The sequence below is a fragment of the Caballeronia sp. NK8 genome (genome assembly GCF_018408855.1).
Taxonomy (GTDB): domain Bacteria; phylum Pseudomonadota; class Gammaproteobacteria; order Burkholderiales; family Burkholderiaceae; genus Caballeronia.
Map to the genome: position 1 here is coordinate 533,170 of NZ_AP024322.1, position 20,086 is coordinate 553,255.

General features: G+C 59.5%; 14 protein-coding genes and 1 tRNA gene. 9 read left to right on the forward strand and 6 right to left on the reverse strand.

Annotated elements, in window-relative coordinates:
* Positions 1-255: 255 nt before the first annotated feature.
* The 5 genes from NK8_RS02535 to NK8_RS02555 all read left to right on the forward strand — a co-directional run bounded on the left by NK8_RS02535 (position 256) and on the right by NK8_RS02555 (position 8,012).
* Positions 256-1,470 carry an ABC-three component system protein gene (locus tag NK8_RS02535; RefSeq protein WP_213227241.1) on the forward strand — a complete coding sequence of 405 codons (1,215 nt, stop codon included), beginning with the start codon at positions 256-258 and terminating at the stop codon, positions 1,468-1,470.
* Positions 1,463-1,909, forward strand: a complete 447-nt coding sequence (locus NK8_RS02540) for a three component ABC system middle component (protein ID WP_213227243.1) — start codon at positions 1,463-1,465, stop codon at positions 1,907-1,909. Before NK8_RS02535 ends, NK8_RS02540 begins: the two co-directional genes overlap by 8 nt.
* Positions 1,906-3,774, forward strand: a complete 1,869-nt coding sequence (locus NK8_RS02545; protein WP_213227245.1) for a DUF3732 domain-containing protein — start codon at positions 1,906-1,908, stop codon at positions 3,772-3,774. Before NK8_RS02540 ends, NK8_RS02545 begins: the two co-directional genes overlap by 4 nt.
* Positions 3,775-4,569: 795 nt before the next feature.
* Positions 4,570-5,784, forward strand: coding sequence for a hypothetical protein (locus tag NK8_RS02550; protein WP_213227247.1), 1,215 nt, complete (start codon positions 4,570-4,572; stop codon positions 5,782-5,784).
* On the forward strand, positions 5,781-8,012 hold the full coding sequence (locus tag NK8_RS02555; RefSeq protein WP_213227249.1) for a hypothetical protein: 2,232 nt from the start codon (positions 5,781-5,783) through the stop codon (positions 8,010-8,012). The genes NK8_RS02550 and NK8_RS02555 overlap by 4 nt, the downstream gene beginning before the upstream one ends.
* Positions 8,013-8,194: 182 nt before the next feature.
* On the opposite strand, the gene NK8_RS02560 is transcribed toward NK8_RS02555, so the two are convergent.
* The 6 genes from NK8_RS02560 to NK8_RS02585 all read right to left on the reverse strand — a co-directional run bounded on the left by NK8_RS02560 (position 8,195) and on the right by NK8_RS02585 (position 15,602).
* Positions 8,195-8,737 carry a hypothetical protein gene (locus NK8_RS02560; protein WP_213227251.1) on the reverse strand — a complete coding sequence of 181 codons (543 nt, stop codon included), beginning with the start codon at positions 8,735-8,737 and terminating at the stop codon, positions 8,195-8,197.
* 629 nt (positions 8,738-9,366) lie between these two features.
* On the reverse strand, positions 9,367-11,070 hold the full coding sequence (locus NK8_RS02565) for a site-specific integrase (protein WP_213227253.1): 1,704 nt from the start codon (positions 11,068-11,070) through the stop codon (positions 9,367-9,369).
* 166 nt (positions 11,071-11,236) lie between these two features.
* Positions 11,237-11,313 (reverse strand) — tRNA-Met (locus tag NK8_RS02570).
* A 75-nt stretch (positions 11,314-11,388) separates the two neighbouring features.
* Entirely contained in the window at positions 11,389-13,047 is a 1,659-nt protein-coding gene (locus NK8_RS02575) for an MFS transporter (RefSeq protein WP_061172887.1), read from the reverse strand.
* A gap of 228 nt (positions 13,048-13,275) precedes the next feature.
* Positions 13,276-14,859 (reverse strand): sensor histidine kinase, encoded by a 1,584-nt coding sequence (locus NK8_RS02580; RefSeq protein ID WP_162064949.1) that lies wholly within the window; start codon positions 14,857-14,859, stop codon positions 13,276-13,278.
* 5 nt (positions 14,860-14,864) lie between these two features.
* Complete coding sequence (locus NK8_RS02585; protein ID WP_162064950.1) at positions 14,865-15,602, reverse strand: response regulator transcription factor; 738 nt, start codon at positions 15,600-15,602, stop codon at positions 14,865-14,867.
* Positions 15,603-15,887: 285 nt separating this feature from the next.
* On the opposite strand from NK8_RS02585, the gene recA reads away from it, so the two are divergent.
* The 4 genes from recA (at position 15,888) to sucC (ending at position 20,001) form a co-directional block, all read left to right on the forward strand.
* Positions 15,888-16,958: a recombinase RecA gene (gene recA / locus NK8_RS02590; RefSeq protein ID WP_162064951.1), complete on the forward strand. Its 1,071-nt coding sequence runs from the start codon at positions 15,888-15,890 to the stop codon at positions 16,956-16,958.
* 19 nt (positions 16,959-16,977) lie between these two features.
* On the forward strand, positions 16,978-17,958 hold the full coding sequence (recX, locus tag NK8_RS02595; RefSeq protein ID WP_213227255.1) for a recombination regulator RecX: 981 nt from the start codon (positions 16,978-16,980) through the stop codon (positions 17,956-17,958).
* A 117-nt stretch (positions 17,959-18,075) separates the two neighbouring features.
* Positions 18,076-18,726 carry a DUF2889 domain-containing protein gene (locus NK8_RS02600; protein WP_162064953.1) on the forward strand — a complete coding sequence of 217 codons (651 nt, stop codon included), beginning with the start codon at positions 18,076-18,078 and terminating at the stop codon, positions 18,724-18,726.
* 93 nt (positions 18,727-18,819) lie between these two features.
* Complete coding sequence (gene sucC / locus NK8_RS02605) at positions 18,820-20,001, forward strand: ADP-forming succinate--CoA ligase subunit beta (protein ID WP_353622644.1); 1,182 nt, start codon at positions 18,820-18,822, stop codon at positions 19,999-20,001.
* The last annotated feature ends 85 nt before the right edge of the window (positions 20,002-20,086 follow it).

Below are 20,086 nucleotides of genomic sequence, written 5' to 3' on the forward strand. Positions count from 1 at the left end.
TCGAGGAGGCGGCCACCAAATCGTCGTAATCGCAACTTCCCGAGTCGTAGCGCGGTGTTTGGAAAAATGTGAAGCCAGCGCTTCCAGCATTCGGCTAAAATAGCAAACAATTTCGCCGAGAGCAGCAAATTTTGGCGCTCGACAGCGTCTGGTCAATCGGTGCTGGGCGCGAGAGAGGTCGCCGAGGCCTGTGGTTTGCACACGGGCGTTACGGGGACAAAGTGCTTAAATTAAAAATAAGACTGGGCCCAGCACGTGGCACAAGAGAAAAGCTTCACTGAAACGACCAGTGCTGACGACAAAAGCATCGGGTTCGACTACCAGTACTATTATTTTCTTCATCGTATCCTGAATCTGGGCGTCGGGCAAAGCGTTGGCCTCGAGATTTTGGACGATGTGCACACTGAACTGGACGCCAGTTTCATCGTTCTCTTCCAGTTAAAGCATACGGTACGGACCAGTGCATCCGGCCTACCCGTCGCTCTGACGGAACTTGACGCGGACCTCTGGAAGACCCTCTACAACTGGGCAAAGATAATCGGTGACGACGCCGAAAAGCGCGCAATGGTTCCGGCGCAGTTGAAGTTTGTCGACAAGACGGAGTTTCATCTAGTATCTAATAAGTCGCATAGCAAAAGGAATCACTTCCTGGGGGCGCTAATCGACTTTCAGGGCGGTACCACAGAGTTCTCCACAATCCGGGACCGCATCCTGACCCTCCAAGGGGAAACGACGGATGCTGAGATACAAAAGTACATCGCTGCCGTTGCGGATTTGGATGACTCCGTACTCCAGAAATACTTGAGTAACATCCGGTTCGACCTTGGCCTGGACGATATCATCGGTCTAGTCAAGCGTTCAATTAAAGAAACATTCATTGACGATGGAAAGATAGATTCGACGTTCGCGCGGCTCGATTCTAATATCCGGGAGGACAACTTTATCGCTATCAAGAAAGGCGAAAAGATTGTTGTCACCTTTGAAGATTTTCGTAAGCGCTATTGGAAGATTTTCGACGACGCGCGTAGCAAAACGCTCGTGCAGTATCCATTCAAACCGGAGTTGCCTGACGATGTCTTGGACCAGCGGTTCATCCGTCGATTGATGGATGTCTCTGCGTTGTCGCCGTCCGATATTGAAAGTGCGGTGAAGTACACAACGCTCAAGCTTCAAATCTCTAAGTATCTGGAACAATGGGTGCAAGAGGGCACCCTTGTCAGCGCTGATGTCTCCGAGTTGCATAGCGACGTTATCACGCAGTGGGAGAACGAATTTATTGACGCGTTCGAGGGCTATGACACCGAGGAAGACATAAAGACAGTCGCGAAGGGAATCCTTAGGATGCTGAGACGCGTGTGCTTTAGGCTAGCCGAGAGCAGCCTGAATGTGAGACTTAGCAACGGCGAACTGTATTACTTGTCGGACATGGGGCGCATCGGGTGGCACAGAGATTGGGAGCAGCATGATTGAAAGATGGTCGGGCTACAACAACGTCGGCATATGCGCCACAGCACTGCTGGCAGTCATGGCGCATGCGCCACGATTGAGTCTGCCCAAAGCAATGCTTGTGATGCCCTTAGTTATGCACGATGCGACCGTGAAGCATCTAGGTAACGGTAGCGTTGCGAGGCGGGCAGCGGCCACGCTCGCGGCATCGCGGCCTGACCTGTTCATCAACTTTGACTCAAGGTTTACCGAAAGCCTTGTGACGTCTGTGAACGCTATTCAACTGGTCATCGAGGCGCAGTACGTAAGGTTTGATGGCGAGCTCGTCTTGGTCAATCCGGTGGAAATCGACCCAAGCTTCGGCAGGCGAGCGCAACGGATAACGAAGGCGGCTGAACATATTGCCGCGCTGCTGAAAAGTCCGGCCGATGAACTATATTTGAATTTTCGGGTGAAGCTTTGAAATTCGGATTTGATTCCATTATCTTGTGGTCGAAGAAGGGCGAGCGCCGCTCTCTTGAGTTCCACCGCAATCGAGTCAATGTGCTCTCCGGTGGTAGTAAGACGGGCAAGAGCGCGTTGCTCGACATCATCGACTACTGCTTCCTCGCTAGCTCGCACAAGCTGCCAGATAGCATCATCAACGAGAACGTTGACTGGTACGGACTCAAGTTCTACGTGAATGACAAGACTTTTGCGCTCGCCCGGAGAAGCCCCGCTGGCAACAAGGTAGTGTCCGAGTACTACTTTTCTTCGAAGGGAGTCGTGCCGGATGTGCCAGAAGAGAACATCCGTGAAGCGGACCTTCGGGAAGTCATCGAGAGCGAGTTTTCTATCGATGAGAAGGTCGCCATGCCATTCGGCGGAAAGGCGATAAAGAAGAACTCCAAGATTTCGTTTCGATACTTTCTGCTTTTCAACACTATCTCGGAAGACATCATCACCAACAGCAAGATGTTCTTCGATAAACAGGAAAAGGAACGCTATCGCGAGGCGCTGCCGCGGATATTTGACATTGCGCTGGGTATCGACGACCTTGAGAACATCGGTGCCCGCGAGCGTCTAGAGGCGCTCGAAAGGGAACTGAGGCGCGTGCAGCGAAAGAACGCGCAGGTGACCGCCGGCCGGCCCGATTTCGATGAAGAAGTTCGTGAAATCGCGGTGAAGGCTGCAGAGTATGGCCTCTTCCAGGCCGACCCCAAGGGCCTCTCAAAGGCGGCTGTAAAGGACGCAATCGAGGCCGCTGCGTCTGTCGATACAGGCAAAGCGCTTGACCGCTATGCCGAGGTGACTGCGCAACTGTTTACGGTTGACCGGAGGCTTCGAAGGCTGAACCAGTTCGCCACGGAGTATCGCGGTTACAAAGACACGCTGAAGAATGCTGAAGACAGTCTTCTGCCAATCCAACAGTTGTTGGAGAGGTCCTCTGCGCTCGTGAAGTCCGAGGTGTTCGGCCAACTCATCAGCACCCTCAAGTCCGACCTTCTAGAGGTAAAGAAGTCGACCTCACGTAGCCAGCCGCTGGCCGCCCAGATTAGTACGATGTCGCGAGCGTTGCAGGCAGAGAAGGCGGCGCTCCAGCAGGAACTGAGCGGTCTGCCTCAAGAGCCCACATCGTTCGCGTCCGAGCGAGATAAATGGCTGTTCATCGGCGAAGCCAAAGGGCGATTTCGGACGTTCGACTCCGTTAGCGGCCCGGCCACCCTTCAGCAAAGCGCTGGCGCCACGGAGGAGTCGCTGCAGGCGCAGATTGACGAAATCGTCGTCCGCGACGTGGATGAGACGCGAGGCGCCGTCATCTCAATGATTAACGAGATTGCGCAGGGCTTGCTAACCGATACCCGCGATGCGCTTGCGAACTACGCCAGCTACCTTACTGACTTTGCGTATAACGAGAAGCGTCTGAGGTTACGCAAGCCGCGCACAAGCTATATCGAGAATGTCGGCAGCAGCTCAAACCACATGTTTCTTCACCTCCTTCAGTTCCTCGCATTGCATGAGGTGGCGGTAAGCCATAAATCGCCGTTTGTCCCGACTTGCCTCGTCATCGACCAGCCGAGCCGCCCGTACTATCCGAACAACAAGGCTGACGATAAGGTTAAGCTTACGGACAGCGACAGCGAAGAGGTTTCGATTGCGTTCCAACTCCTCAACGATTTTGTTGGGCGTATGAATAAGGAATACGAGACCGAGTTCCAAATGATTGTGTTCGAGCACGTGCCGGCGCACACATTCGATGGCATGGATTTCGTGCATTTGCTACCGCAATTCCGCAATGGGGAGGCGCTGATACCTCGGTCTTGGCAAGGGGCGAACGGTAATCGATGACCTCGGTGTGTCTTTATGACGCGCGGCGCCGACGAAGAGCGGCGGCACTTACTGTCCGGGAGCCACGTCCACGCAGGCAACCAGGCCAGTTTCAATTCGACCCTTCAAGAATTTCACCTGCCGCCGTTAACTTAGAACGCTGCATGTAAGTAAATGAGAGCCTAATGGCTGCGACGAAAAGGTCTGTATGCTTGGTCGCAGTCGTCATGGTCTCTTCGAACTGGCAGTACGCGCGATTGAAGGCGTCGGTTCGACGGACGCGTGAATGCATGTCGAAACGCGGCCGCGGATGGTCGTGAGTTGGCCGCACTCAATCGAGGCGCGAAGGTTGTTCGATGGTTTGCAGGGTGGTGCGATGTGATAAAGCCTCACTTCGAACGATTGAGCGACGTTAGTGGGCGCGTCGACCGCTACTGCGCGGCCATGCTGGCACAACCAGGAAACGCTGAGGAGATTCGGCAGGATTTGATTGCAAGTCTTGCGAATGGAGGTCAAGCAGCACAGGAGAGCCGCTCCCAAGTTCTCGGGGCACTCGCTGTAACGGCACAGATGCAATAATCGCAGGCTTTGCAAGCGCAAGCGGCCGCAGCGCAACGCACCGCTGTGGTAACGCCGGGTCCGGTCGTGCACTGCAATTCCTATCGATTCGGCAACCAGACGACCACGGATTGCCAATAGGCATTCCGAATCTGAGCGGAAGTGCCGAGCCCGTGCGCCAGGACGAAGCAGGGCGACCGGTCGGTCGTGCTTCTCTGGTAGTCTTCTGCAGCCAAAGGAGCACAAGATGCTGCCTCATTGGATGAGTTCATCGGCGAAGACGACATGATTTCATTTCCCAGCGCTACGAGTCTTAAAGACATAGAGGAAGCTTATCAATTGCTTCCCGAGAGTTCTGAATTGAAGCTCGAGACGAGCCTGCGATTCGGAGGAAACGTCGGCGTGCCCGGTTCGCTCGTACAGTTCTTAGCAGCGTGGTCACGCACCGTCGAGCACCCGACCTTGAGGCCATATGGAAAAGGGTCGTCAGACTTGCCGGAGGTTCTGGCAAGAGAGCCTCATGGCATGGCGGCTGCCTACTTTTCCGAAACCATCGCGTCCAGCGCTGGCTCGCCCTTATCGACTCGAGAGGCGTTGGCGAACGTGATTCCGCGCATAGAGGCGATGCAGGATGGCAACTTCCGCAGCACGATGCATGGGCGAGGCGCATTCTTAGGCTGCTTCGCCCGCGCGAGGAACGAGTTTCTCGTTCCGCTCTATTCTAGGGCAGAGGTCGGCGCTGTTCGGTCTCGAGAGGATTTCGTGAACTTGACCTCTCGTCTGATTGCCGCGTGTGCGCCAACCACTGGCCAGACGATGGCGGAGTCATCACGTGTCGCGCTGGGAACGCTTCTCTATGAGCTTTTCCGCAATACAGACGAGCACGCGACGACCGACGAGCATGGCCGACCTTACTCCAAGGGTTTGCGCGCGGTGATGGCCAAGTTTATCTCTTTCGAAACAAAGAATGCGGCGGCTCATCTGGGAGAGGAAGACCCACCGCTTTCCATCTTCCTGTTGCACAACATCGCGAATCGGAGGAAGTATCCGAACGCTGAAGGCAAGCAAGAGGCCACCAAACAGACGTCTTTGTTGGAATTGACCGTCGTAGATACCGGCCCCGGGCTCGCTCGTCGTTGGCTTTCGCGCCACGGTGGAGGCGACGACGATATTACGAGTTTAACAATTGAGGAGGAGGTAGCGCTCGTCCGGAAATGTTTCGAGATGCACGCGACCACGAAGAGTACCGCAGGCAGCGGCGGAGGGCTTTCGCATGTACTTCGGATGCTGCAGCAACTTAACGCTTACCTTCGATTGAGGACCGGACGGGTCTGTCTCACCCAGGATTTTTCAAGTCCCAAAGAGAAAGTATCGTTTGAGCCGAAGCACTGGCTCAAGAACCGACCGGAACTACCCATGGCGGAAGGCGCCTGCTATTCGATTGTTGTTCCGGCTTCGAAGGTCTTGTTATGAAGGGATTCTTTACATTTGACTGGGTGCTGCCCGCCGCAGGCAAAGCGCGCAACTTCCACTTTTTGTTCAAGCCTCCCGGAAAGCTCCACGAACTTTATCTGGCAGACGCGATGGAGCACGGCTTACAGACCGTGAACGCGCCCGATGTCGTGGCGATTGTTTGTTCGTCAACCGAAGCCGATGAGCTCAAGCGGCGCTTCCGCGAACCAATCCTGCAGCAGGCTGCAGACCGGACGTCGACCAAAGTATGCCTGTGCCTATGCGATTTCGACGACCATGGCACTGTCCGCCTTCACTCGCAACTGAGAAACCGCATTGGAGGATTGAAGGCGCTGTTGCGCAGCAAGACAGCCGATATTCGAACGGCGGGGCTCGCAAAGCTGTTCTCTGCGCGGCACGTGCTGGTCACGGCTCCGCCTGGGTTCACCTTTGTTAAACCGTCCGAACGACGCTCGACGCTGTTCTTGCGGACAGAAGAAGCGCTAACTGAAGTTGAAGCCGTGCAGTTCTTAGCGTTTGCGTTGCTTCCCAAGCTGAAGAAGCGGGCGAACCTATGGAGAAGCGACCTCGAAGTCATTTATATCGACTCCATGAGTATCGCGAGCGTCGCATACGCTCTGCGCGATATGTATTGCGTGCTCTACGGTGCGCCGCAACCTCGAGTAGTGAGCTTTCATTCGCACGATGGCCTCAAAACAATCGAAAGGCCCCTCTCTGGAACTTCTTTTTGCCTTATATCAGCTTCATCGTCGTTGAACCTCGAAAGAGACTGGAGGAAGCGCACTCGTTGTCATCAGGACGAGGTGGTCACGCTGCTAACTCTCGAAGGTGCCGAGGGGCAAGAGAACGCGCTTTACGCACGAAGCCTCCCGGAAGGCCAGGGCGAACAGCCGAGCGCCCAACACCTGCGAGACTTGCCGATTATCGGAGAGCACTTTGCGCCGGCCGACTTGATGCCAAAGTCGGTGCTGCTTCGAGACAAGCACAAAGACGCTAAAGGAGAAGATTTTTGTTGCAAGTTCGTGCGAAGCGGCGCCTTGAGCATCCTTGGGCGCGAGGACATCAATGGCAAGGTCCGTCCCGTCTATCTCGATGGCCAAAAACTGCTCGAGACCCCGTCCTTCGTCGACTGGCTGCAACGTATGCTTCGCCAGAGGACGCCGGCATCGGTGCACGCCATTGTTCACCAAAACGATTCGGCATCGCGAAAGCTGGCTAAAGATTGTGCACGAGGTCTGGCTGAAATCATGGTACGGAAAAGTGCGGTTCCCGTAATCAACGAGGTCGATGTCGAAGCAAGCGCGGTTCATATCTCGAAAGACGCGGGTCTGCTCATCGTGGCAGCGGTGGTAGGGCGTGGGACGCGCTTGCTGTCAATCAGCCGTGACTTGAGAGACCTCCACGAAGGAGCACGCACCTACCTGATTGGGGCGCAAGTTGCCGAAGCATCGAACCAGATAGGTGCGTTGACGGGCAATCTAAGGTATTCCGCAACCAAAGCGAACATTGAAATCCAGCGATATGCCGAAGTTGCAGTAGGTGCTGGACTCCGTGACTCGTATTCCGAGGAGGCTAGAGTATTGCAGAATGCTCGGAGCGCCTTTGGGGAACATTTCGAGCGACGTCTCACCGACCTCGAGGGTACGCCATCCGGATTGATTGAACGGACGTTTATTGGGTCCGACGCCAACCTGATGGAGCCATTGAAGCTGCGGCGTGACTTTGCCTTCTGGGCCTTTGAGTACAACCCAGACACCGCGGACACAACGCCAGGTGTTTTCGCCATGGCTGGCGCGATACTTCAGCATGCGAGGGAGAAGAAGTTCGAGGACGTAGCCCTTCGCCTGTCTACAGATGCATTTCAGCAGGTCATTCTGGACCCGGAAAACTTCACTCGCTACAACGACGGCGTCATCCAGGCGGCGTTGCTCAGGTGCGCGCGAATGGGCGAGTTCGACTACTCGATGGAACACAACAAGAGCCAGTTCATGCTAGACCTGCTAAAAGGCATTTTTGCGCAACATGACAGGCGGCAAGGTGAGGGCGCCGCGGAGTTCGCGCTTGCATTGTTCACGAGGCGGTTGCGTCTTAAGGGGGACCATAGGCTTGAGCTCAACGAGCACCTGCGTGATTTACTTCCTGCTGACACGCCGAGACTATTCCTCATCCGCGTTCTTCTTGAAATCGACCCTATGCCGGACGCCGGAGGCCTGCCGGTGAATTTTTGAAGGCGGGGTGATGCACGCGCATGACAGAGCGCGACCGGAGCGCCTGGCAACTGGCTGCGGGCCGGCGGGCGATTCGGCGCGCAAGACCGGTCGGCGACGGATTCGTACCCCGCCAACTTCTGTGTGCGCTGGTCGGAATTCGTCGACGCCAAAGAAAATGCCCCGCCGTGCGGGGCATGTCGTTAAGCGATGAACTCGTCCTGCTGCTCATCCTCGTAATCGGGATGACGCGGGTCATCACTCGATAAATCGTGTGCCAAGACATAGCGGTAACCGCTGTGCGTGAAAATTTCGTAGTTGGTCATATCCTCATCCCACCACTCAGGTATCTCGCCTTCCGACTGCATGGCCTGCAGGACCTCTTGAAGGCTAACCCAAACGGTATCGTCGCTTAAAGACCACTCAACAGTGCGATGTCCATCATGGGACTCGAGCACCTGGCATCCGAAATAGTTCTCGTACCGGAGGCCCCAACTCGCGAGTTCTTCGCAACAAGCTGCGAGCGTATGCTGCCCTTTGCCAAGTTCTTCGCGTGCGCTTCCCAGAAGAGCGAGTAGAAGGTTGACGGCCGTGCACTCGCCAGGTCCGTACTGCGCCACCGCTTCCTCGATGGGAATCAGGCCACAGTCGGAGGCTCGGGCATACCAATATCGTGCATATGCCTCGAGTTGTTTCGCGTCGATGCTGGACTGCGTGTTGTCGCTAAAAAGCTGTTCGTATTTCACTTGCTCACCGGTCGTCGTTAGGCTACGTGTTGAATGTCCTGCGATACGACCTATAGCGACTGTCCGTACTTGCTCAAATTTGCGACCGCAAACTCACTACGAGTTTCTGCCCTTGAGGAACAGGAGTCGACCACCACCAACGGCTCCCTCCGTTGAGGTCCTCGGTCCCCGGTTCTTCCGGTGGTAAACCCCTAGATGGCGGTCTTCAATTCGTGGATGACAGCTTCCTCGTCCAACTAATCAAGTCTGGCGAAGAGTTCTTGGGCGACTGATGCGTCCGGTTAGAGTCAAAGTGCGTCTCTCGACGTCGACCAGGCATGCGTCGTTGGATTCTGGCTAATGGGTCTGGGCTCCACGCTCCCATAGTCGAACGGGTGCCATCGATGTCGATGAGCCACTGGGCGTCCTCGTTGCAGGCGACGAGAGACGAAGACGCCTCTTTCCTGTAAGGAGACTCTTTTTTTTGGTTTTTAAAGAACTCTCTTAGGTTCGAAGAAACTCTTTTTAAAACCTTTAGCGAGCTGGTTTATACGAAATCACGAGTCCGTCCGTTGTAGGACCGGCCGCGTGGGCGGCCGGCCTCCGCAATCTACGAGCGGGGCTCGATTGCGCTTAGGCATGCGCAGGTATTACGCGCGACCTGCGTAAGGCAGGTGTCCCAGTTGCAGGTTCGGGAAGTCGAGACGTTCCATCGCCGGTGCGAGCAACTCGAACGGCAGGCGTTTGACCCCGGCCTCCTTACGTCCATAGCGGCTGTCAGGCGCATGCCCGATGAGCTCTTCAATGACCTGAGCGCTGACGCCGGACAGCTCGCCAAACGTCTGAAATGTATGCCGGAAGCTGTGAAACACCAGCGCGGGGTCCGCGATGCCGACGGTCGTCCTCAGATACTCATTGAACCAGTTGGAAAATACCGCGCCGCGTTTATCGTACTGATTGACGGAAAGGTCAGGGAAGAGCCATGCCGCGTGACCGGCCGCGCGGCAACCCTCAACGTAGTCGAGCCAGCCGAGTTCGAGCAGATTGCGGTGAACCGGGACGTAACGCATCACAGCGCGCGTGCCGGTGCGACTCTCGCGCTTACTGTCATGCAGGTGAAAGCACCACACGCCATCACGTTGCAAGACATCAGCGGCGGTGAGCCGGCACACGTCCTCGACGCGGGCGCCAGCATGCAGCCCAATCAGGGGAACCCAATAGGCGGCATCCCCGCCGCCTTTTTTGGGGCGGTGTCCGCGCGTGTAGACCGGCGAGCTAAAAATCTTCTGGAGCTCGTCCACCGTGAAAGCGGTGCGCACGGTTTTCCGGTGCGCCTGCACGACCTTGTCGGCGTATTTCATTCCCTTGAAGGGATTTAGCACAAGGGCAGTCAGCTTCTTGGCAATGGCGTGACTGACAAGCGGGGAGAGCAAGGATAGAATGGTGTTGATGCGGCTGTGCTCAAGCGTGTCTTGGTTGAGACAGCGCATCTTGAATGACTCAATATGGTCGGCCGTCAGTGCCGAAAGCGGCAAATCGCCGATGTGCGCTTTGAATCGCTCAATCTGGCGTTCGACGTCGTCGACGGTTTTCTGCGCCGGCTGCCGAGCATCCTTCCAGCCGGCCAGTGCGGCGTCCCAGGTGTCGTCCTTATCGACGAGCGGAATCAGCTCCGGCGTCGGCTTGACCTCGCCCTCAAGACGCCGAAGCTCTTCGTCGACGACGGCAAGTTGCGCCTCGGCGATGGCGGCGAGCAGGTCGGCGAACTCAGGCGACGCCGCCGGTACCCAAGCGCGCTCCCACATGAGATGCTCCTCGACCGACTCGCGGACCGACGACAGGTCGTTGGCCGCCCGCGCACGCCGCAGTTGCTTACGAGCGGCGAGCAAAACGGCCTCGTGCGCTTCGTCGTCGTAGGCGGTCCCATCCTGTTCAAGAGCGGGTGCATCGTCGAAGAGCGTCGGCCGGAATTCATCGTCGTTGCTCAACGCATTTGCCTTGAAACGGTCGACGAGCCGAGGAATCTGAAGCGCCGAGAGACGGGTTGTACCGGGCGGCTGGATGGTCGGATGGTAGGAGTACGGCTCATCGTCGCTCGCGGCTCGCAGACGATGCGGGAGCCAGCCTTCGCCGGCTACGTCGGTGGCGTGATACATCGCCCAACCCGGGGCAATCAGGCGCTCGTATTCCAGCGCCGCAGCAGGCAGACGCGCGACGGCCTCGGTGAGCAAGGCGGTTTCGAGGCTGACCCATACGTCTTTTCGGTTGAGGATGGCGTGCAGCTTGAGCGGCACTTTGCGCCGAAAGTAGAAGTGGCGGGAACCGGCGCGGGTGGTCAGGTAGGGGTGTTTCATCGGGGTGTGCTCCACGTCAGAAGGTAACAGTGGCGTGTAGCACCCGGTCTCCGGAAACCGGCCGCGTCTAAAATTTAGACGCGTAACGCCCCATTTCTGGCGCACTACCGGCATTCGAAAAGCAAAAAGCCGCTGTCCTTTTGGAACAGCGGCTTTTTCTTGAAACTGGTGGCGAATCAGGGATTCGAACCCCGGACCTGCGGATTATGATTCCGTCGCTCTAACCGACTGAGCTAATTCGCCGAAAGAAACGAGATTATGGCGAGGGGCGATCCTACTGTCAACCCCTCCTCTACGATTTCTTAAGAGCGGCCAGCATCAATCCTCGTGGTACACATTCGACTTGCGCGTGTCCTTCACGAACAGCATGCCGATCACGAACGTCGCCAGCGCGATCACGATCGGATACCACAGCCCCGAGTAGATATCGCCCTTGGCCGCGACGATCGCGAAGGCCGTCGCCGGCAGGAAGCCGCCGAACCAGCCATTGCCGATGTGATACGGCAGCGACATCGACGTATAGCGGATCCGCGCCGGGAACATCTCGACGAGCATCGCCGCGATCGGCCCATACACCATCGTCACGAAGATCACGAGGATCGTCAGGATCACGATCGCCATCGGCCAGTTGATCAGCGCCGGATCGGCCTTCGCCGGATAGCCCGCGCTCTTCAGCGTGCCGGCGAGCGTCTTGTCGAACGCCGCACCTTGCGCCTTCGCATCGCCGGCCTTGCCGTCGTAGGTGTTCACCACGGTCTCGCCGACCTTGATCTGCGCCTGCGTGCCCGCCGGCGCCGCCACGTTCTCATAGTTCAGACCCGCCTTCGACAGCGCGCTCTTCGCGATATCGCAGGAGCTCGTGAACTTCGCCGTGCCCACCGGATTGAACTGGAACGAGCACTCGTCCGGATTGGCGATCACGACGATCGGGGACTTCTGCGTCGCGGCTTCGAGCGTCGGGTTCGTGTAGTGCGCGAGCGCCTTGAAGAGCGGGAAGAAGGAGAGCGCGGCGATCAGGCAACCCGCCATGATGATCGGCTTGCGCCCGATACGATCCGACAGCGACCCGAAGAACACGAAGAACGGCGTGCCGATCAAGAGCGCGACGGCCACCATGATGTTCGCGCTGGTGCCATCGACCTTCAGCGTCTGCGTGAGGAAGAAGAGGGAGTAGAACTGGCCCGTGTACCACACGACCGCCTGACCCGCCGTCAGGCCGAACAGCGCGAGCAGCACGATCTTCAGGTTCTTCCACTCGCCGAACGCTTCCGTAAGCGGCGCCTTCGAGGTCTTGCCCTCGGCCTTGATGCGCTCGAACACCGGCGATTCGTGCAGCTTCATGCGGATCCACACCGAGATCGCGAGCAGCAGGATCGATACGAGGAACGGGATGCGCCAGCCCCACGCGCCGAACTGCTCCTCGCCCATGATCGTGCGAACCGCGAGAATCACGATCAGCGAGATGAACAGGCCGAGCGTCGCCGTGGTCTGGATCCACGCCGTCCACGCGCCGCGCTTGTTCGAAGGCGCATGTTCCGCGACATACGTCGCCGCGCCGCCGTATTCGCCGCCGAGCGCGAGGCCCTGCAACAGCCGCATCGCGATGAAGATCACTGGCGCCGCGATGCCGATTGTCGCGTAACCGGGCAGGAAGCCGATCAGGAACGTCGACAGACCCATGATGACGATCGTCACGAGGAACGTGTACTTGCGTCCGACCATGTCGCCGAGCCGCCCGAACACGATCGCGCCGAACGGCCGCACCGCGAAGCCCGCCGCGAAACCCAGCAAGGTGAAGATGAAGCCCGCCGTCGGATTGACGCCGGAGAAAAAGGTCTTGCTGATATAGACGGCGAGCGAGCCCGCCAGATAGAAGTCATACCATTCGAACACCGTGCCGAGCGACGAGGCGAAGATGACTTTCTTCTCCTCCGCCGTCATCGGTGCGTGTGACACGCGCCCCTCAACCGTAGCCATATCGTCTCCTGATTTGATATTCGAATATGTCGGTCCGCGACTAGGCGGCTCCGGTGCAACGATTATTGGAACGAAAACTTACGGCGTTCTGACGCGGACTCGGAAGTCCGGGCGCTCGAAGAAATTCCTAATTGCGCGGATTTGTCGCGCATCCGTTTAGAACGATCGTTTAAATTCGCCTAATGTCGTTCTTCTCGCGCGTCTACAGCAATTTCGCGATCCTGACGCTCAGGGTTTGTCCCGGGCAGGAAAAACCCGCTGCAGGCTGACGCGCACGAGGGTTCCGGCGCGACGCGGGCTCTCCTGATAGACGTGATCCTCGATAGCAAGCGCGCCGCCGTGCATCGCCGCGATCTCCTTGACGATCGCAAGGCCGAGGCCGCTGCCGTCGCCTTCGCGTCCGAGGATGCGGTAGAACCGCTCGACCACGCGTTCGCGCTCCGCCGCGGGAATCCCGAGTCCTGTGTCTTCCACTTCGAGATATACGAGATCGAGATCGCTGTCGTCGGTCCGCACGCGCACGGTAATGCGCCCGCCCGCCGGCGTGTATCGGATCGCGTTGTCGATCAGGTTCGACAGCATCTCGCGCAGCATCACGACATTGCCTTCCACTTCGACCGGAAACGGCGGCTCTTCATAACCGAGGTCCATGCGCTTGGCGAGCGCGGCCTGCACCCAGTCGCGCACGGCGAGCCGCGCGAGGTCGGTCAGCACGATGCGCGTGAAGATCTGCCCGGTCGCGCGATTCTCGGCGCGCGCGAGCGCGAGCAATTGCGTGACGAGGCGCGCCGCGTGCTCGGAGCTGGTCGCGATCTGTTCGAGCGAACGCTGCACTTCCGCCGATACATCCTGGCGCATCGCCAGTTCGGCCTGCATGCGCAGGCCCGCAAGCGGCGTCTTCATCTGATGCGCGGCATCGGCGATAAAGCGCTTCTGGAACTCCATGTTCTGTTCGAGGCGCGTCAGCAGATCGTTGAACGACGCGACGAGCGGCGCGATCTCCGGCGGCGCGCTGCCGGCCTGGAGCGGCGAGAGGTCGTCGGGACGGCGCGCGCGGATGTTCGATTGCAGCGCATGCAGCGGCGCGAGCCCCCGCGAGAGCCCGAACCACACGAGGATGATCGCGAGCGGCAGGATCACGAACTGCGGCAGGATCACGCCCTTGATGATGTCGTTGGCGAGCTGGCTGCGCTTGTCGAGCGTTTCGGCCACCTGCACGAGCACCGGCTGCGTGCTGTCCGGATCGCGGCCGGGCGCGAGTTGCGGCAGATCGACGGTCGTATAGGCGACGCGGATGTCGTTGCCGCGCAGCACGTCGTCGCGAAACTCGACGATGCCCGGCTGCGGACGGTCGTCGTCGTGCGGCAAGGGCATGTCGCGGTCGCCGCCGACCAGCTCGCCGCGCGTGCCGAGGACCTGGAAGAACACGCTGTCGACGTTGTCGGCGCGCAGGAAATCGCGCGTCGCATCGGGCAGCCGCAATTCGGCGACGCCGTTGACGGGCTGGATCTGGCGCGCGAGCACATAGGCATCGGCTTCGAGCGCGCGGTCGAACGGGCCGTTCGCGATCGATTTCGCGACGAGATACGTCACCGCGATGCTCATCGGCCAGAGCAGCAGAAGCGGCGCGAGCATCCAGTCGAGAATCTCGCCGAACAGCGAGCGCGGATGCGTTTCGTCGTCGGGCTCGAGCTCGTCGGGCGGCGCGAACGGGTTGGCGTAGCGCGCGTCGCGCTCGGCGTCGGAATCGGCGGCGCCCGCTTCGGCGTGGATTTTCGACTCGTGCGATTCGGTGGAAGCGGGCGACGCCATGCGGCTTACTTATAGTGCTGGCTGGCGGTTTCGCCCGATGGCGGCGGGCTCGCGCCGTGCGCGCCGTTCGCCGTGACGCCCGCCTTCTCCAGCGTGTAGCCGAGACCGCGCACGGTGATGATCTTCGCGCCGCTCGGCTCGATCTTCTTGCGCAGCCGATGCACGTAGACCTCGATCGCGTTGTTGCTGACTTCCTCGCCCCACTCGCACAGATGATTGACGAGCTGTTCTTTCGATACGAGCCGGCCGGTTCTTTGCAGCAGCACTTCGAGCACGCCGAGCTCGCGCGCGGAGAGATCGATCACCTGATCGCCGATCGTCGCGATGCGTCCCACCTGATCGAACGTGAGCGAACCGTGTTTCACGACCGTCGGGCCGCCTCCCGCGCCACGCCGGGTCAACGCCCGCACGCGCGCTTCGAGTTCGTTGAGCGCGAAGGGTTTCGCCATATAGTCGTCCGCGCCGAGATCGAGGCCTTTCACGCGTTCGTCGACGCTGTCGGCGGCGGTGAGGATCAGCACGGGCATCTGTGAATTGCGCGCGCGCAGGCGTCGCAGCACTTCGAGACCGGGCATGAGCGGCAGGCCGAGATCGAGGATCAGCAGGTCGAAAGTCTGAAGCGAAAGCGCGGTGTCCGCCTCGACGCCATGCCTGACATGGTCTACGGCGTATCCCGATTGGCGGAGTGATCGGACGAGGCCGTCCGCGAGTATGCTGTCGTCTTCGGCAATGAGGATTCGCATCGTCGTGTGCGCCTTTGTACGCCATGCCTCGCGCGATGAAGCGCATCGGCATTGCCGGCACGGCTCGTCGCCCGGCGCGGCGGTCTCCAGTGTGTCGTGGTTTTTGCGCGGGTCGCGCGACGTGGAAAAAAAGCTGCGCCACGCGCATCCATGCTTGCAAAAACTACTGTTTTTTTATACAGTGTCTGCGTGAGTGAGAAAGGCGGTTTCGTATGCTTGTTTTGGCTGCGAAAAGAGCCCGTGAACACTGCCTCAGACGCCGTTCATCATAGCAAAGGACGATTCATGGAAGAAAGCAAGAAAGGCCCGGCTGGAATGACTGCGGACAAGAGCAAGGCCCTGGCCGCCGCGCTCTCGCAGATCGAAAAGCAATTCGGCAAAGGGTCGATCATGCGGCTCGGCGCAGGTGAGGCGGTCGAAGACATTCAGGTGGTGTCCACCGGTTCGCTCGGACTGGACATCGCGCTCGGCGTCGGCGGTCTGCCGCGCGGGCGTGTCGTGGAAATCTACGGTCCCGAGTCGTCGGGCAAGACCACGCTCACGTTGCAGGTGATCGCGGAGATGCAGAAGCTCGGCGGCACGGCGGCGTTCATCGACGCGGAACACGCGCTCGACGTGCAATACGCGGGCAAGCTCGGCGTGAACGTGCAGGAATTGCTGATCTCGCAGCCGGACACGGGCGAGCAGGCGCTGGAAATCACGGACGCGCTGGTGCGCTCCGGTTCCATCGACATGATCGTCATCGACTCGGTCGCGGCGCTCGTGCCGAAGGCGGAAATCGAAGGCGAAATGGGCGACTCGCTGCCGGGTCTGCAGGCGCGTCTGATGTCGCAGGCGCTGCGCAAGCTCACCGGCTCGATCAAGCGCACGAACTGCCTCGTCATCTTCATCAACCAGATCCGCATGAAGATCGGCGTGATGTTCGGCAATCCGGAAACCACCACGGGCGGCAACGCGCTCAAGTTCTATTCGTCGGTGCGTCTGGATATCCGCCGTATCGGTTCGATCAAGAAGAACGACGAAGTCATCGGCAACGAGACGCGCGTGAAGGTCGTGAAGAACAAGGTGTCGCCGCCGTTCCGCGAGGCCATCTTCGACATCCTTTATGGCGAAGGCATCTCGCGTCAGGGCGAAATCATCGATCTGGGCGTGCAGGCGAAGCTGGTCGACAAGGCGGGCGCCTGGTACAGCTACAACGGCGATCGCATCGGTCAGGGCAAGGACAACGCGCGCGAATTCCTGCGCGAGAATCCGGACATCGCACGCGAGATCGAGAACAAGATCCGCGAATCGCTGGGCGTGGCCGCGATGGGCGAGGCCGTCGTCGCGGGTGCGGACGCAGCCGACGCCGAGTAAGCATCGGGCCTGAAGGACGATGCGCAAGCGCCCGTTCGGATCGAAGACTGACGCGGCGGATGAAGCAACCGGCGACGGTTCCGAATCCGCCGGTCGCTACGAGCGGAGCAGTGAGCGGCGCCCTGCATCGACCAAGTCGAGCGGATTCACGCGCAAGACCCGGGAACGCGCCGACGCGAAGTCATTCGCGTCGGCGCGTCGCGTTTTAGAGCCTGCCAAAGACGATGAAAGCAGCGTCGACGCAAGCGATCGCGCCGCGCGTCTGGAGCAAGCGCGCGCTTTGCTGAAGCAGGCGGCCGAGCAGCCGAAGGCACGTCCCGCTGATCGCGCACCGCATGCCGAGCCTGCGCGCAAACCCGCCGAGCCCGACTCCACTCCCTTCACCGACCCATTCGAAGACGCAGATCCCTTCGAGCCCTTCGAACAATGCGCGCCTGTTGAACCGGCGCGCGCCGAATCGGGTGAATCGGTCTACAGCCGTTCCAGCCAACGCGTTCGCAAGACTTCGGCAAGCGAACTCAACGATCCCAAACGTCCGCAACGCTCGTTGAAGGCGCGCGCGCTCGGCTTTCTCTCGCGGCGCGAATACAGCCGCGCCGAGTTGTCGCGAAAGCTGCGTCCGTATGCGGAAGAAGCCGATCCGCTCGAAACATTGCTCGACAGTCTCGAACGCGATGGCTGGCTGTCGAACGAGCGCTTCGTCGAAAGCGTCGTGCATCGGCGGGCGCCGCGCATGGGTGGCAGCAGGATCATCAGCGAACTGAAGCGCCACGCCGTCGGCGACACGCTCATCAGCGAAACCGCGGACAAGCTTGCGCAATCCGAAACCGCACGCGCTCAGGCTGTGTGGGAGAAGAAGTACGGCGTGCTGCCCGAAACGCCCGCCGAGCGCGCGAGGCAAGCGCGCTTTCTGGCCGCGCGCGGGTTCTCTGGCGGCACCATTGGGAAGATTCTCAAGGGCGGCGACGAAGACTGGACCGACGAGCCCGTCGACGACTGAGCGCCGCGCCCGCCCAGCCCGATTCGCACGCACGTTCCAATCGTCAGGCGCATGCCCGGCCCGGAATACCCAATATGCTAAAATTGCACGGTTTTCCCCGTACCGGCTCACTCCAGCATGCCTCTCTCGCCTCCCGCTCCCCGACAATTGCGCCATCGTCGCGTGATTCGGCTGGAAGCGTTCGAGCGTGACGACGGCCTGTGGGACATCGAAGCCTGTCTAACCGATGAGAAGCCGCGCGACTTTCGCCTCGCGACGGGCGTCCGGTCACACGGCCTGCCGATCCATGAACTCTGGCTGCGCATTACCATCGACCGCAAGCTCACCATCGTCGACGTCGAAGCGTCGTCGGACTGGTCGCCTTATGGCGGTCTGTGCGCGGAGTCCAATCCGGTCTATCGCAAGCTCATCGGGCTCAATCTGCTGCAAAGTTTTCGCCGCGAAGCCAACAAGGTGCTGCGCGGCGCGGCCGGCTGCACGCATCTCACCGAGTTGTGCGGTGTTTTGCCAACGGCCGCCATTCAGGCATTCGCCGGCGACGTCTGGAAGATCGAAGACGGCAATCCGTTCAAGCAAGCCGATGCATCGGACCCCGCGACCGCAGCGCACGACGAGCCGCCGTTCCAGCTCGGCCGTTGCCACGCATTGCGTTTCGACGGGCCCGCGGTCAGGGAGTATTACCCGCGGTGGTTCGGCTACACGCCGGCCGACGCATCCGAATCCGCAACGACGGTACAGGACAAGGCGGAGACGAAATCCGCCTCGTAGGGCGCAGGCAGTCCTTGCGCGCACGCACGGAATTCAAAGAAGAATCGAAAAATCAGCGGTTCAAGCACATAGAAGTTCACTCCAACTCTCAGACTGAAGGAATCACGCATGAAGATTCACGAGTACCAGGGTAAGGAAATCCTGCGGAAATTCGGCGTCGCGGTCCCGCGCGGCACACCCGTGTTCTCGGTGGATGATGCGGTCAAGGCCGCGCAAGAGCTGGGCGGTCCGGTTTGGGTCGTCAAGGCGCAGATTCACGCTGGCGGCCGCGGCAAGGGCGGCGGCGTGAAGGTCGCGAAGTCGATCGAACAGGTCCGCGAGTACGCGAACCAGATCCTCGGCATGCAGCTCGTCACGCACCAGACCGGTCCCGAAGGCCAGAAGGTGAATCGCCTGCTGATCGAAGAAGGCGCGGACATCAAGAAGGAACTGTACGTCGGCCTCGTGCTCGATCGCGTTTCGCAGAAGATCGTCGTGATGGCGTCGAGCGAAGGCGGCATGGACATCGAAGAAGTCGCGGAAAAGACGCCCGAGCTGCTGCACAAGCTGCCCGTCGATCCCGCCACGGGCCTGAAAGATGCCGAAGCGGACGACCTGGCCCGCAAGATCGGCATCCCCGACGCATCGGTTCCGCAAGCGCGCGCGATCCTGCAAGGCCTGTACAAGGCTTTCTTCGACACCGACGCATCGCTCGCCGAAATCAACCCGCTGATCCTGACCGGCGACGGCAAGGTGATCGCGCTCGACGCCAAGTTCAACTTCGATGCGAACGCGCTGTTCCGTCATCCGGAAATCGTCGCGTACCGCGATCTGGACGAAGAAGATCCGGCTGAAGTCGAAGCATCGAAGTTCGACCTCGCCTACATCTCGCTCGATGGCAACATCGGCTGTCTGGTGAACGGCGCGGGCCTCGCGATGGCGACGATGGACACCATCAAGCTGTTCGGCGGCGAGCCGGCCAACTTCCTCGACGTCGGCGGCGGCGCGACCACCGAAAAGGTGACCGAAGCCTTCAAGCTGATGCTGAAGAACCCGAACCTGAAGGCGATTCTCGTCAACATCTTCGGCGGCATCATGCGCTGCGACGTGATCGCGGAAGGCGTGATCGTGGCGTCGAAGGCGGTGGATCTGAAGGTGCCGCTCGTCGTGCGCATGAAGGGCACGAACGAAGACCTCGGCAAGAAGATGCTGGCGGATTCGGGCTTGCCGATCATCTCGGCCGACAGCATGGAAGAAGCCGCGCAGAAGGTCGTCGCGGCTGCCGAAGGCAAGTAAGCGCGTCTGCTTACCGAGCCTAAGAGAGCGTTCCACCAGATACGAATGGCGGCGCGTGCGTGAGCATCGCGACGCCAAACGAACA

Bases quoted from the DNA above. Each gene is read 5' to 3' on its own strand.
- recA (WP_162064951.1), top strand. From the start codon at position 15,888: ATGGAAGAAAGCAAGAAAGGCCCGGCTGGAATGACTGCGGACAAGAGC.
- NK8_RS02585 (WP_162064950.1), bottom strand. From the start codon at position 15,602: ATGCGAATCCTCATTGCCGAAGACGACAGCATACTCGCGGACGGCCTC.
- NK8_RS02575 (WP_061172887.1), bottom strand. From the start codon at position 13,047: ATGGCTACGGTTGAGGGGCGCGTGTCACACGCACCGATGACGGCGGAG.
- NK8_RS02565 (WP_213227253.1), bottom strand. From the start codon at position 11,070: ATGAAACACCCCTACCTGACCACCCGCGCCGGTTCCCGCCACTTCTAC.
- NK8_RS02555 (WP_213227249.1), top strand. From the start codon at position 5,781: ATGAAGGGATTCTTTACATTTGACTGGGTGCTGCCCGCCGCAGGCAAA.
- recX (WP_213227255.1), top strand. From the start codon at position 16,978: ATGCGCAAGCGCCCGTTCGGATCGAAGACTGACGCGGCGGATGAAGCA.
- NK8_RS02540 (WP_213227243.1), top strand. From the start codon at position 1,463: ATGATTGAAAGATGGTCGGGCTACAACAACGTCGGCATATGCGCCACA.
- NK8_RS02580 (WP_162064949.1), bottom strand. From the start codon at position 14,859: ATGGCGTCGCCCGCTTCCACCGAATCGCACGAGTCGAAAATCCACGCC.
- NK8_RS02600 (WP_162064953.1), top strand. From the start codon at position 18,076: ATGCCTCTCTCGCCTCCCGCTCCCCGACAATTGCGCCATCGTCGCGTG.